The 13,030-nt window shown below is 70.0% G+C and carries 9 protein-coding genes and 1 pseudogene; 6 read left to right on the top strand and 4 right to left on the bottom strand.

The window, feature by feature from the left end:
- The first annotated feature begins 268 nt into the window (after window positions 1-268).
- Window positions 269-1,633, top strand: a complete 1,365-nt coding sequence (locus AB0K21_RS02425; protein ID WP_343975397.1) for a hypothetical protein — start codon at window positions 269-271, stop codon at window positions 1,631-1,633.
- Between the two features lie 128 nt (window positions 1,634-1,761).
- Here the strand turns inward: AB0K21_RS02425 and AB0K21_RS02420 are convergent, their stop codons facing one another.
- From AB0K21_RS02420 to AB0K21_RS02410, 3 genes are all read right to left on the bottom strand, one after another.
- Window positions 1,762-2,766 carry a LacI family DNA-binding transcriptional regulator gene (locus AB0K21_RS02420; protein WP_343975394.1) on the bottom strand — a complete coding sequence of 335 codons (1,005 nt, stop codon included), beginning with the start codon at window positions 2,764-2,766 and terminating at the stop codon, window positions 1,762-1,764.
- Window positions 2,763-5,534: a glycoside hydrolase family 3 C-terminal domain-containing protein gene (locus AB0K21_RS02415; RefSeq protein WP_364147194.1), complete on the bottom strand. Its 2,772-nt coding sequence runs from the start codon at window positions 5,532-5,534 to the stop codon at window positions 2,763-2,765. The genes AB0K21_RS02420 and AB0K21_RS02415 overlap by 4 nt, the downstream gene beginning before the upstream one ends.
- Window positions 5,535-5,704: 170 nt before the next feature.
- Window positions 5,705-6,910: an ROK family transcriptional regulator gene (locus AB0K21_RS02410; protein ID WP_343975388.1), complete on the bottom strand. Its 1,206-nt coding sequence runs from the start codon at window positions 6,908-6,910 to the stop codon at window positions 5,705-5,707.
- Between the two features lie 213 nt (window positions 6,911-7,123).
- Here AB0K21_RS02410 and AB0K21_RS02405 point away from each other — a divergent pair, with 213 nt between their 5' ends.
- Genes AB0K21_RS02405 through AB0K21_RS02395 form a run of 3 tightly spaced genes read left to right on the top strand, consistent with a single transcriptional unit; the run spans window position 7,124 to window position 10,729 of the window.
- Entirely contained in the window at window positions 7,124-8,818 is a 1,695-nt protein-coding gene (locus AB0K21_RS02405) for an extracellular solute-binding protein (protein ID WP_364147190.1), read from the top strand.
- Entirely contained in the window at window positions 8,811-9,833 is a 1,023-nt protein-coding gene (locus tag AB0K21_RS02400; RefSeq protein WP_343975382.1) for an ABC transporter permease subunit, read from the top strand. Before AB0K21_RS02405 ends, AB0K21_RS02400 begins: the two co-directional genes overlap by 8 nt.
- Window positions 9,830-10,729 (top strand): carbohydrate ABC transporter permease, encoded by a 900-nt coding sequence (locus tag AB0K21_RS02395; RefSeq protein WP_343975379.1) that lies wholly within the window; start codon window positions 9,830-9,832, stop codon window positions 10,727-10,729. The genes AB0K21_RS02400 and AB0K21_RS02395 overlap by 4 nt, the downstream gene beginning before the upstream one ends.
- 57 nt (window positions 10,730-10,786) lie before the next feature.
- Here AB0K21_RS02395 and AB0K21_RS02390 read toward each other — a convergent pair whose 3' ends face one another.
- On the bottom strand, window positions 10,787-11,869 hold the full coding sequence (locus AB0K21_RS02390) for a GRAS family protein (protein WP_364147185.1): 1,083 nt from the start codon (window positions 11,867-11,869) through the stop codon (window positions 10,787-10,789).
- Between the two features lie 511 nt (window positions 11,870-12,380).
- Here AB0K21_RS02390 and AB0K21_RS02385 point away from each other — a divergent pair.
- Window positions 12,381-12,836 (top strand): hypothetical protein, encoded by a 456-nt coding sequence (locus tag AB0K21_RS02385; protein ID WP_364147182.1) that lies wholly within the window; start codon window positions 12,381-12,383, stop codon window positions 12,834-12,836.
- Window positions 12,837-12,855: 19 nt separating this feature from the next.
- Window positions 12,856-13,020, top strand: a pseudogene (locus tag AB0K21_RS02380) (IS5/IS1182 family transposase); the annotation flags it as partial.
- Between the last annotated feature and the right edge of the window lie 10 nt (window positions 13,021-13,030).

The following is a 13,030-nucleotide window of genomic DNA, read 5'->3' as shown; positions in this document are numbered from 1 at the left end:
CGCGGTGTACGCCCACGTTCACCGGCGCCCGGGGATCCGGTGGAGATCCACGGACATCGCGCCGGGGCCAGGCTCCCGGGGGTGCCCCCGAAGGCCCCGGCCACGCTCGCCCGAGCTTTCGGGTGCGCGGGTCCACGCGGGCCGTGGCGCGACGATCACACACGGATGCCCCGGTAGACGCCTGACCCGGTTCGGAAAAGGATACGGTCGGGATGTAGGAACTCTGACGTCCACTCATTCGTCTTCAGGACGAAGGAGGCTTTCTGCCGTGACCACGATTAGAACCGCGCCAGGCCGTTTCGGTGCCATGCTCATGGCACTGTTCGCCGGGCTGCTGGCCGTTTTCATGCTCGCCCCGGCGGCCCACGCCGCGGCGCCAGACCCCAGTGCGATCGCCTCGGAGCTGAAGGACGGGGACCGCTTCTACGCCGATCCCGCGGCGAACCTGCCCGCCAACGCCGTCAACGCCATGCGCGACGCGGCGGAAAAGACTTCCTCCGTCTACGTGGCGTTGCTCCCCGAGAACTCGATCACCAGCCAGTCCCAGGCGAGGACCCTGCTGAGCTCGCTCCTGAAGAGCGTCGGCCCCAAGTCGACGGTCCTGGTGATGAGCGGCAGGACCCCGTTCGGCGTCACGAACATCAAGGGCGTCGACGTCGACGAGCTGCTCGGGCGGGCCAAGGCCAACAGCCCGACCGACAGCGTGATCAACTTCACCAAGCTGGCGGACGACGCGGGGATCGGCGGCGGTGCCCCCGCCGGCTCCTCCAGCTCCAGCTCCTCCAGCAGCGGCTCCAGTGCGGGCGTGCTGGTCGGCATCCTGGTGCTGGCCGCGGCCGGTGGCGCGGGCATCTTCTTCTACTCCCGCAAGAAGAAGAAGGAGCGCGAGATCCGTGAGGCCGCCGAGCTGGCCGCGGTCAAGCAGACCGTGGACGAGGACGTCACCAAGTTCGGCGAGGAGATCACCGACCTCGACACCGACGTCAAGCTGCTCGGCAACGGCGCCGACCACCTGCAGGACTGGCAGCGCGCCCTGGACTCCTACGAGCGGGCCAAGGTGGAGCTCGCGGCGGTCAACCGCCCCGACGAGCTCCGCGGCGTGACCACCGCGCTGGAGGAGGGCCGCTACGCCCTCGCCTGCGTGAAGGCGCGCGTGAACAACCAGCCGCTGCCCGAGCGGCGCTCCCCGTGCTTCTTCAACCCGCAGCACGGGCCCTCCGTCCGCGACGTGCGCTGGGCCCCGCCCGGCGGCGCGCTGCGCGACGTACCCGCCTGCGCGGCCGACGCGGAGGCCGTCGAGCGCGGCTTCGAGCCGCAGACCCGCGAGGTCATGGTCAACGGCCAGCGCCGCCCGTACTACGACGCGGGACCGGCCTACCAGCCCTACGCCTACGGCTACTACGGCGGCTTCGGCGATGTCATGACCGGCATGCTCGTCGGCACCATGATGGGCAGCATGCTGAGCGGCGGATTCGGCGGCGGCTACGGTAGCTACGGAGCCGGCTACGAGCAGGGGGTCGCCGACAGCGGCACCGACTTCGGCGGTGGCGGCGACTTCGGCGGCGGAGGCTGGGGGGACTTCGGCGGCGGAGGCGACTTCGGCGGCGGAGACTTCGGCGGGGGCGACTGGTAGCCCCACCGCGGCAGGACGACGAGTAGAACGACGCCGGGCGCGCTTCCCCTTCGGGGGAGCGCGCCCTTCGGTGTCATCGGAGCCCGTCGCCGGGCTCCGAATGATGTCATCCCGCCGTACAGAGGCCCTCAGGTGCTGTCGCGCACGGTGAGCCGCGGCTGGAGCAGGGTGTCCTCGGGGACGGCGTGGCCCTCGAGCTTGTCCATGAGCAGCCGGACCGCCTGGCGGCCCACCTCCTCGGCCGGGATCAGCACCGAGGTCAGCGGCGGACTGGAGCGTTCCGCGATGTCGTCCGGGCAGATCGCCACCACGGCGACGTCGTCGGGCACCCGCCTGCCGTGCTGGCGCAGCGCTCCCAGCACGTGGTTGACCGCGGCCTCGTTGTGCACGACCAGCCCGGACAGGCCCGGCCTGGTGTCCAGAAGCTCGGCGATCACGGTGGACACCTGGTCGAAGTTCTCCTCACAGGACAGGGCCACCCCCTTCAGGCCGGTGTCGGCCACGGCCGCCGTGAAGCCCTCCCGGGTGCGGCGGGCGAAACCGGTGCCCCGGTCGTAGACGACCGAGGGCGCGCCGAGCAGCGCGACCTCGGTGTGCCCGCGCTCGGCCAGGTGCTCCACGCAGAGCGCACCCGCCCTCGCGAAGTCGAGGTCGACGCAGGTCAGCCCGGCCGAGTCGGCGGGGAAACCGATCAGCACGCTGGGCTCGGCGAGATCCTTGAGCAGCGGCACCCGGCTGTCGTGCAGCTCCACGTCCATCAGGACCAGCCCGTCGACCAGCGCGCTCGCCGCCGCCCTGCGCAGCCCGTCCGACCCCTCGTCGGCGGTCAGCAGCAGCACGTCGTGGTCGTACTGCCGCGCGGCGGTGACCACCGAGGTGGCGAACTGCATCAGCACCGGGACGTGCATCCCCACCCGCAGGGGCAGCACCAGCGCGATGACGTTGGCCCGCTTGCTGGCCAGCGCCCTCGCCCCGGCATTGGGGTGGTATCCGAGGACCCGCACGCTGTCGAGCACCCTGCGCCGGGTGTCGGCCGAGATCGCCCGCTTCCCGCTGAGCACGTACGACACGGTGCTGACCGCCACTCCCGCGTGCCTGGCGACCTCGCTGATGGTCACCGCCCGCTCACTCATGCGGTCTCGCAGAAGCTCAGGGCGGCCACGGTGATCCCGATGTTCTCGAACACCACATAAAGATCGTGGACTCCCCCCTGCTCCGCAAGCCCGGCGCGCACCTCGGTGAGGTCATGGCGGCCGGCGCGGGGGACGGGGAGGTCACCGATCACGGGGCCGTAGAGGGGGTCGTCCAGGCGCAGGGTGATCACACCGCCCTCGGCGCTGGTGGCGCTGACCGAGCAGGAGGCGGCCCCCTCCCCCAGGTCGACCGAGCGGAACACGATCCACGCCCCCTCGGCGGTGGACCGCACGGCGTCGCCGGAGATCCTGGCCGCGTCCACGAACGCCACCGAGTCGTACTCGTCGTGGTCCACCGCGGCGATCGGGCCCGCGAAGGCGTCGCGCGGCGGGATGCGCTCGCCGTCGACGTGGAAGGAGGCGCAGAGCCGGATGTCGCGCGCGGAGCCTCCGATCATGATCTTGTGGGACGCGTCCTCGACGACGAACCGGCCCCCGGTGACGTCCCAGAAGGCCAGTTCCCGAACGTCGAGGTCCCAGTCGACCCGGGTGCTCTCGCCGGGGGCGAGCCGTACCTTGACGAAGCCCCGCAGGCGGCGCAGCGCCTGCTTGACCCGGGAGTTCCGCTGACGGGTGTAGATCTGGACGACCTCCACCCCGGCTCGGGCACCGATGTTGGTGACGGTGGCCGAGGCGCTGAGCCGGCCGTCCCGCACCGAGACGGCCAGGTCGGTGTAGTCGAAGGTGGTGTAGCTGAGGCCGTGGCCGAAGGGGTAGAGCGGGGTGCCCCGGAAGTACTGGTAGGTCGCGTCGGTGGCGATGATGTCGTAGTCGAGCAGGTCGGGAAGCTCGCACGCGGAGTCGTACCAGGTCTGGGTGAGCCGCCCCTCGGGGTCGGCGTCGCCGAACAGCACCTCGGCCAGTGCGTGCCCGTACTCCTGGCCGCCGTGCGAGGACCACAGCACCGCGGGCGGGTCGTCGCCGTCCCAGGTCACCGGGTAGCCACTGCTGATCACCATGACGGTCCTCGGGTTGGCCGCGCGCACCGCCTCGACCACCGCCTGCTGCGCGGCGGGCAGCGCCAGGTCCAGGCGGTCCTCGGTCTCCCTGCCGTTGACCAGCGGATGGTCCCCGACGACCACCACGGCCACGTCCGCGGTCGCGGCGAGCGCGGCGGCGGCCTCGGCGCCGCCGGCCACCCGCTCCACGGTGAGCCAGGCGGCGGCGTCGGCATCGTCGACCAGGCGGAAGACCTCGCCGTCCAGCGCGACGTAGCGGCCCGTGGAGATGTGCCTGAGCGCCAGCGTGCCGCGCGGGCGCTCCTCGGTGCGGAAGGTCTGGCGCACCTCCCAGCCGTTGGGTCCCGGCTGGTCGTTGACCAGCACGCCGTCGTCGCCGACCGACAGGTGGCGCCCGGTCGCCACGGCCCGCAGGGCGTAGCAGCCGCCGCCCCAGTCGAACAGGTCGAACAGGCCGGGCTCGGCGCCGACGCCGAGCGGCCCGCCGTCGAGGTCGGCGACGACGTGGCCGCCGTCCACCGAGATCGTGATCCGGTCCACCGCCTCGCAGAAGACGGTCTCGCAGCGCTCGGCGAGCCCGGCGCGGGCGGTGACCGCGTAGGGGAGCGTCCCCGAGTACCAGTCCTCCATGAGGGTGTCGCCGAGCTGGCCGATGACCGCGATCCTGCGCACCGAGGTCAGCGGCAGGATCCCGTCGTTGCGCAGCAGCACGATCGAGCGCCGGGCGGCCTCGCGGGCCAGTTCCTGGTGCTCGGGGCAGTTGACCACCGCCTCGGTGATGTCGTCGTACGGGGTGGCGGGGTCGAACTCGCCCAGCCGGAAGCGGATGGAGAGCGTGTGCCGTACCGCGAGGTCGATGTCGGCCTCGGTGAGCAGGCCGCGCTCCAGCGCGGCGTGGATGTGCCCGAGGGTGGCCTCGCTCCGCTCGTCGTCCTGGGTGAAACTGTCGAGCCCCGCCCTGATCGCGTGCGCGTAGGCCTCGGGAAGGTCGTCGTAGTAGGCCTGCAGGCCGGTGAGGTTGGCGGGCGCGTAGGCGTCGCTGACCACGAGGAGGTCGTCGGGCGCCCAGGCTCGCAGCACCTCGCCGATCAGCGGGCTGAGGTGGGCCGGGCGGCCGTTGACCAGGTTGTAGGAGGGCATCACGGCGACCGCGGCGCCGTCGGCCAGCGCGGACCGGTAGGCCGGGAGCTCGTACTCGCGCAGCACCCGGGGCGGCAGGTTGCTGGAGGTGACGCAGCGGTCGGTCTCGTTGTTGTAGCCGAGGAAGTGCTTGAGGGTGGGGGCGGTCTTCAGCACCGTGGGATCGCTCCCACGAAGGCCGGAGGCGTACGCCGTCGCCATCACACCGGTCAGCCACGGGTCCTCGGAGTAGCCCTCCTCGTTGCGGCCCCAGCGGGGGTCGCGCAGCGGGTTGACCACCGGCGCCCAGACGTTGAGCCCGGCCCCCGCCGGGTCCTTGTGGTGGAAGGCCAGCACCTCGTCGCTGGTGGCCTCGCCGACCCGCCGCACCAGGTCCGGATCCCAGGTGCTGGCCAGTCCGATCGCCTGGGGGAACACCGTCGCGGGACCGAGCCAGGCCAGGCCGTGCAGCGCCTCGGTGCCGGTGCGGAAGGGACCGACCCCGAGCCGCTCCACCGGCTGCTGGTACTGGTGCAGCAGCCCGACCTTCTCCTCCAGCGTGAGCCTGCTCCGCAGGTCCGCGATCCGCTGCGCGAGGGGGAGTTCCGGGTCACGGAACGGTTCGTTCATCGGGGACCATCCCTTTGAGAGCGTCGAAGCGCTTCGATTTCTGTCCTGGAAGAACGCCTCTGTCGAAGCGCTTCGATAATCGGTCCGGGAAAACTCCGGTCGTCACCCGTGCGTTACGCGCGTGTTTCGAGCGGAGCTTCCCTGAAGGGTGCACTCCCGTGCGGCCCAGGTCAAGAGATTCGCGGCAAACGGCCCGAATCCACCGAGTCGAGCACTCGGGCGGCACCACCCAGCGCCGCCGCGCCATAACCGAGCGTGGAGGCGACGACCCGGCAGCCCCCGGCGTCCGGCGCGATCGTACGCCCCCGCGTCTCGGTCTCCACCGCGGGCAGCAGCCACGGCGCGAGCGGTACGTAGTAACCGCCCAGGATGACCACCTCGGGGTTGAGCAGGTTGGCCAGCACCGCCACGCCCTTGCCGAGGTTGCGGCCCACGGTGTCGAGGACCCCGAGCGTGCCCGGGTCGCCCCCGCGGGCCAGCCGTACCACCTCGTCGAGTTCGAGCTCGACCTCGGCGGGCGAGATCGTGGCGTGTTCCAGCACGGCGCCGATCCCGGCGACGGCCTCCAGGCAGCCCAGGCGCCCGCACCGGCACTCGGCGCCGAGCGGGTCGAGCTGGATGTGGCCGATCTCGCCGCCGTAGCCCTGGCCTCCCCTGCGCAGCCGGCCGTCGAGGATGATCCCGGCCCCGACCCCGATCTCGCCGGTGAGGTAGACCAGGTTGGCCGTCCCGGCATGCGGGCCGAAGCGGTGCTCGGCCAGGGCCGCCAGGTTGGCGTCGTTGTCGACCTGGACCGGGAAACCCGGGTCGCGCAGCGCCTTGGTGAGGTCGCCGCAGAGGTCGGCGTCGCGCCAGCCGAGGTTGGGCGCGATGCGCACCGTGCCGTCGGTGCCGATCAGTCCGGGTACGCCCACGGTCAGCCCCAGGACCTGGCGCTCCTGTTTGGTCATCCGGCTCACCACCCGGCGGACGATCCCGGCGACGGTGGCCATCGCCTGCCCCACCGTGCCCGCGGCGCCGGGAAAGGACCTCCGCCAGGAGAGCAGCCGCTCCCCCGACAGGTCCACCGCGACCGCGGTGACGTAGTCGACGTTGATCTCGATGCCGATCGCCGCGTACGGCGAGCCGTCGAGCACCAGCATCGTGGCCGGGCGGCCGACGCGGTTCTCCGTCAGGCCGGTCTCCCTGACCAGGCGGCGGTCGATCAGGTCGGCGACCAGGCTCGACACGGTCGCCTTGTTCAACCCGGTGGATGCCGCGATGTCGGCCCGCGAGCACGGCGCGTGCTCGCGCACGAACCTCAGCACCACGGCCAGGTTGGTGGCCCGCACGTCGGCGAAGTCGGCCGGACGCGGGTCAGTCGTAGATGTGATCAAGGTGAGTCCCGCTCCCGCTCGGCCAGGCTGGCCCCATCATGCCCCATCGTTCACCAATCTGTGACCGCCCCCCGGCGGCCCGCGATCGGCGGTCCCTTGTGGCGACGGTCACCCTCGACTAATTTGTTTGGTCGAAAGACGAACTAATTCTACCCCGGAGCCATGCTCCACGACACCCCCCGATCCGTCTCGAACCAATGAAGGGAGCGCCCCGTGAAAGATCTTCCCCAGGGCGCGATGACCAGCCGTCGAGGCTTCCTCGGCCTGGTGGGGCTCAGCGCGGCCGCGGTCGCCGGCGGCGGCCTGCTGGCCGCGTGTTCCGCGCCCAGCGGCCCCCGGCCGGGCAGCGGAGGCGCCACGGCCGCCGCGGCGGACAAGCTGACGTCCCTCACCCCCACCTACACCGCCTTCCCCGGTGTCAAGCCCGACCTTCCGGGCACGGTCTCCACGCTGCCCGGGGTCCCCGACGTCAGCGGCGGCTTCACCTCCTACCCGGCCGCCCCCACCGCGGCGCTCACCCAGAAGGCCGGCAAGGGCGGCACCTACAAGGCCATGACCCCGCTCTGGGGCCCACCGCCGCCCGGCCTGGCGAGCAACTCCTACTTCCAGGCGGTCAACGCCGACATCGGCGCCACCGTGGAGTTCCAGATCACCGACGGTAACGTCTACGGCGACAAGGCGATCGCCAGGCTCGCCGCGGGGGACATCCCGGAGATCATGGTCATCCCGAGTTGGGAGATCGACAAGATGGCGGACTTCAACACCGCCGTCGACAAGGCGTTCGAGGACCTCACCCCCTACCTGCAGGGTGACAAGGTCGCGCCCTACCCGCTGCTGGCCAACCTGCCGACCGCCGCCTGGCAGTGGTCGGTCTGGAACAACAAGCTCATGGCGGTGCCGTTCCCGACCGAGCCGTACCCCTTCGCGCTGCTCTACCGCAAGGACCTGTTCGACAAGAACGGCTGGAACACCAACCCCAAGACCGCCGACGAGCTGTTCCAACTCGGCAAGGAGATCACCGACCCCAAGGCCAAGCGCTGGGCGTTCGGCAGCATCCACGAGATGATGTGGCCGACCTTCAGGATCCCGCAGGACTGGCGGTACGAGGGCGGCAAGCTCGTCCACAAGTACGAGACCCCCGAGTTCGAGCTGATGCTGGAGTTCATGCGGAAGGTCTTCAAGGAGGAGCTGGTCCACCCGAGCGTGGTCGGCAGCAAGGGCGCCAACGAGAAAGAGCTGATGGGGGCCGGGCAGATCCTCGTCTACCGCGACGGGCTGGGCGGCTGGAAGGAGCTGCTGCAGCAGCACCGGGGCAAGAACCCCGACTTCAGCCTGGGCGTCTTCCCGGTCTTCGCCCACGACGGCGGCACGCCGCTGATGTACCACGGCACCGCGGCGGGCATCTTCACCTTCGTCAAGAAGGGGCTGCCCAAGGAGCAGGTGGAGGAGATCCTCGCCATCCTCAACTGGTGCGCGGCGCCGTTCGGGACCAAGGAGTACGAGCTCGCCAACTTCGGCGTGGAGGGCAAGCACTTCACCCGGGGCGCGAACGGCATCCCGGAGACGAACGACCTCGGCCGCAAGGAGGTCGCCTACACCTACGGCTTCCTCGGCGGGCGCCCGCTGTATGTGGACTGGCCCTACCCCGACGCGGTCAAGCTCAACGTGGAGTGGCAGAACGCGACCTTCCCCCACATCGAGAAGGGCCCGTTCGACGGGATCAGGATCCAGCGGCCGTCGAAGTTCTCCGGGCTGCAGGTTCCCACCGAGGACAAGTTCACCGACATCATGCGCGGCCGTCGCCCGGTGAGCGACGCCAAGCAGATCGCCGCGGAGTGGCGGCGGGACGGCGGGGACGAGGCCCGCGACTTCTACCTGAAGGTCCTGCGGGACAACGGCCGTGCTTAGCGACCACGCGAAGACCGGGCCGGCGGGTGACCTGACCTCACCCGCCGGCACCGGCACCTCCAAGGATGTCCGCAAGAGGGGCTCCACGACAAGCCGGGCGCGCCCGCAACCCTTCGGATCGCGACTGAAACGTGACTGGCAGCTGCTGCTGATGGCACTGCCCGCGATCGGGCTGCTCATCGTGTTCCACTATGTCCCGCTGCTCGGCAACGTGATCGCGTTCCAGGACTACTCGCCGTACGTGGGCATCGCCGACAGCCCGTGGGTGGGGTTCGCCAACTTCCAGTGGCTGATGTTCGACGAGAGCTTCTGGGACGCGACGCTCAACACCCTGACGATCACCGCGTTCCAGCTGGTCTTCTACTTCCCGGTGCCGATCCTGCTGGCCGTGCTGCTGGACAGCGTGGTGCGGCCCCGGCTGCGCCTGTTCATCCAGGGCATCGTCTACATGCCGCACTTCTTCTCGTGGGTGCTGGTGGTCACGCTGTTCCAGCAGATGTTCGGCGGCGCGGGCCTGCTCTCACAGACGCTGCGCGACCACGGCTACAGCGGCTTCGATCTCATGACGAATCCGGACACGTTCATCGTGCTGGTGACCGCCGAGACGGTCTGGAAGGACGCCGGCTGGGGGACGATCATCTTCCTGGCCGCGCTGGCGGCCATCAACCAGAACCTCTACGAGGCCGCCGCCGTCGACGGCGCGAGCCGCTGGCGGCGGCTCTGGCACATCACCCTGCCCGGCCTGCGCCCGGTCATCGTGCTGCTGCTGATCCTGCGCCTCGGCGAGGCGCTGAACGTCGGCTTCGAGCAGTTCTTCCTGCAGCGCGACGCGGTCGGCAGGGACGCCGCCGAGGTGCTGGACACCTTCGTGTACTGGCGCACGCTGCTCACCGGCGAGTGGAGCTACGGCGCCGCGGCCGGTCTGGTGAAGGGCCTGGTGGGGCTGGTGCTGATCCTGATCGCCAACAGGGTCGCCCATCGATTCGGCGAGCAGGGAATCTACAAACGATCATGACGACTCTTCCCCCCTGGGCCGAGCGGCCCAGCCGCGTCGGCGCGCTCCTCAAGGGACTCCTGCTGACGCTCATCACGGTGGGCGTACTGTTCCCGATCTACATGGTCGTGCTGACCAGCCTGTCCACCCAGGAGGCGGTGACCGAGGCGGGTGGCCTGGTCACCGTGCCGAGCGGGCTCTCCTTCGCCGCGTACCAGGAGCTGTTCGCAGGCGGCGTGGTGACCCGGTCGGTCCTGGTCAGCCTCGGCGTGACCCTGGTCGGCACCGCGATCAGCCTGACCGTCACCGTGCTGGCCGCCTACGGGCTGTCCCGGCCCGGCTCGCTGCTGCACCGGCCGATGCTCTTCCTGGTGCTGCTGACCTTCCTGTTCGGCCCCGGGATGATCCCCAACTACCTGCTGGTCAGCTCGCTGGGACTGATCGACACGTACTGGTCGCTGATCCTGCCCGGCGCGGTCACCGCGTTCAACCTGGTGGTGATGCGGGCGTTCTTCATGAACATCCCGGACGAGGTGACCGACAGCGCCCGCATCGACGGCGCGAACGAGTTCCGCATCCTGCGCACCATCGTGCTGCCCATGTCCAAGGGCGTCACGGCGGTCATCGGCCTGTTCTACGCGGTCGGCTACTGGAACTCGTTCTTCAACGCCGTCCTCTACCTCAACGACAACGCCAAGTGGCCACTGCAGGTGGTGCTGCGGCAGTACGTCCTCCAGGGCCAGTCCCTGATCGTCGGCCAGAGCGGTGTCGGCACCCTTCCCGGCCAGAGCCTGCCGCCGAGCCTGGCCATCCAGATGGCCATCGTCGTCATCGCCCTGCTGCCGGTGCTCTTCGTCTACCCGTTCGTCCAGCGCCACTTCACCAAGGGGGTCATCATCGGCGCCATCAAGGGATAGGCCGCGAGTCGCCCGCGACCGGCACGGACCTGCCGGCCCGTGCCGGTCGGCCGTCGCCTACCCGTGCGCGGGCACCGCGTGGATGACGGCCAGGAGCGACTCGCCGTCGAATCCGATGCGGACGCTGTCCGGATCCCGGCGGACGAAAGCGGGCGGGATCGGTTCCGACACCGCCTCCGCGGACGCGGCCATCGGCCGGAACCCGGCCTCGCGCAGTCGCGCGAGCCATGTCTCGGCCCGCTCGTGACGTTCGTAGCGTTCCTCGTCGTCCGCCGTGCCGACGATGTCGGCCACCTCCCGCCGGAAGAACAGCTTCATCGCGTTACGGTCGTCGGCCGAGACGTCCAGCGCGTCTATCAGCCGGAAGACGGCGTGGAAGTGCCGCCACGAGTTGTGGAACCGCTCGGGCAGTGCCACCCGATGGTGATCGGAGTCCGGCTCGCACAGCACTACGCCGTCCGGCTCCGCATCGCGCAGTTTCGCCAGGAACGTGTTCCGCTCGTCGGCGCCGGACGCGCTGTCCCGTAGGTGGTGCAGCGCGAACGCGGCGTTCATGACCAGCGGGCGTGGTGCCCGGCGCACCAGGTCCCAGTCCTCGTCGGTCATCTGCTCGGCGAAGCGGGGCACATGATGGAAGTCCAGTGGGACACCGGTGTCGCGGATGGACCGTTCGGCCTGGTGGAGGCTGCCCACCGCGGGGTCCACCCCGATCACCGTCAACCGCCCGGGTGCCTGGCCGCGGCTCGCGAGGGCGGCGAGCACCGCCGCCTCCTGGCCTCCCGAGCCGATGCCCACCGACAGCAGGGTGGCCGTCTCCCGCCCGGCGAGGTGGTCGGCGAGCAGCGCGCCGCCGATACGACCGGCCAGAGTCACCACCGGCAGGTGTTCGGCCACCAGGTCGAACAACTCGATTTGCGGCCGCTCGAAACGGCACAGATACAGATTGTCCCGCTCATCCTGGTGAGTGCCGAGCCGGCGGGCCAAGGCGTCGTGGTAGAGCAGGTAGAGGAAGTCGTCGCCCACCTTCTCGGGGGTGATCAGGCCGCGTAGCTTGTCCAGCCAGCGCCGGGCGATGTCGGTGCGGCCCGCGTCCGTTTCCTCCACGGCGCGGCACAGCATGTCGAATGCATGAACACTCACGTTGGTCCTCTTCGCTTCTGTGCGTGACGGCTACCCGGTGGCATGGGTCGCGAGTGTCCTGTCCGCCACACTCCGGAAGGGGCCGGGCCGCGATGCCTGGCACGTTCGAGGGGCGGGGCACGGCCGGTAAAGCCGGTCGTCTGACGGCTCGGGCGCCCATTTGAGTTCATGGTCGGAGTGAGTCTCGGTTTCGAATGGGACCGCTGCGCACCGATCCGTACGTGCTGCCTCTCGTTTCTCCCGGTGACTTTTTCGTGAAAGAATGACGCCGGCCCCCACGAGAAGAGCCCTGATCTGGGAAAACGCCTTCCCGCCGGTTTTCTCCTCGTCAAGGGCATAGTTGGACAGCGCTCTTGGCATCGACTTGTACGCGCTTTGGCATCGGCTTAGAGCTCCGACGGAGCACACCAAGCGATGCTCGGGTCTCGGCGGGGCCGTCGGCCAGGCGACCTGTTCGCCGTCCCAGCCGGCTCCAACCCGCCCACAAGCGGCTCGGATCATGCTCGTCCCCATGGGAAACGGGATCGAGAACGGTGAGAAGGGGGCCGGGTGGGCACGGATCGGCCCGTGGACGGTGCCCTGGCATTTCGCCTGGTGGTTCACCGCCGCCCTGGTGACGCTGGCCACGGCGCATTTCGTGCTGGACGGGGAACCCCCGACGATCTTCAGCCTGCTCGCGCTCGCGGCCTACTTCTGGGCCTACGGCCAGTGGCGCCGCCGCTTCGAGCCCGAACTGGAGTCCCCCATCGCGCAGCAATGGCTGGTCCTGCTCTTCGCGCTGATCCTGGCGCTGGCCCTGTGGCCGATCGGGAGCTGTGGCCCGCCCATCGGGACGCTGGTCCCCTGGTTCGGTGTGGACCCCACGGAATGCAGAGGTCTGGGAGCGAGGACGACCCAGCTCACCCTGCTGGGTCTGCTGGCCATCCCGCTGGCGGTCTCCACCGCCGTCAACCGCGCCCGCGGCTGACCTCGTCCACGGTTTCCAGTACGACGCCGATCTCTACAAGGAGCGGAACATCGTCGAGCGCCTGATCAACAGGCTGAAGGCCTGGAGAGGCATCGCCATCCGCTACGACAGGACCTCTGAGAGCCACCTCGTCGGCCTCCACCTTCACGCCGCGATGATCTGGATCAAAGACCTCACCCGGACCATCCCTCGCC

The organism is Streptosporangium sp. NPDC049248, from assembly GCF_040678965.1.
In the GTDB taxonomy this organism is placed as follows: Bacteria; Actinomycetota; Actinomycetes; order Streptosporangiales; family Streptosporangiaceae; genus Streptosporangium; species Streptosporangium fukuiense.
Note: the sequence above shows the minus strand (reverse complement) of the source record. Positions and strands in the feature narration are given on the sequence as shown.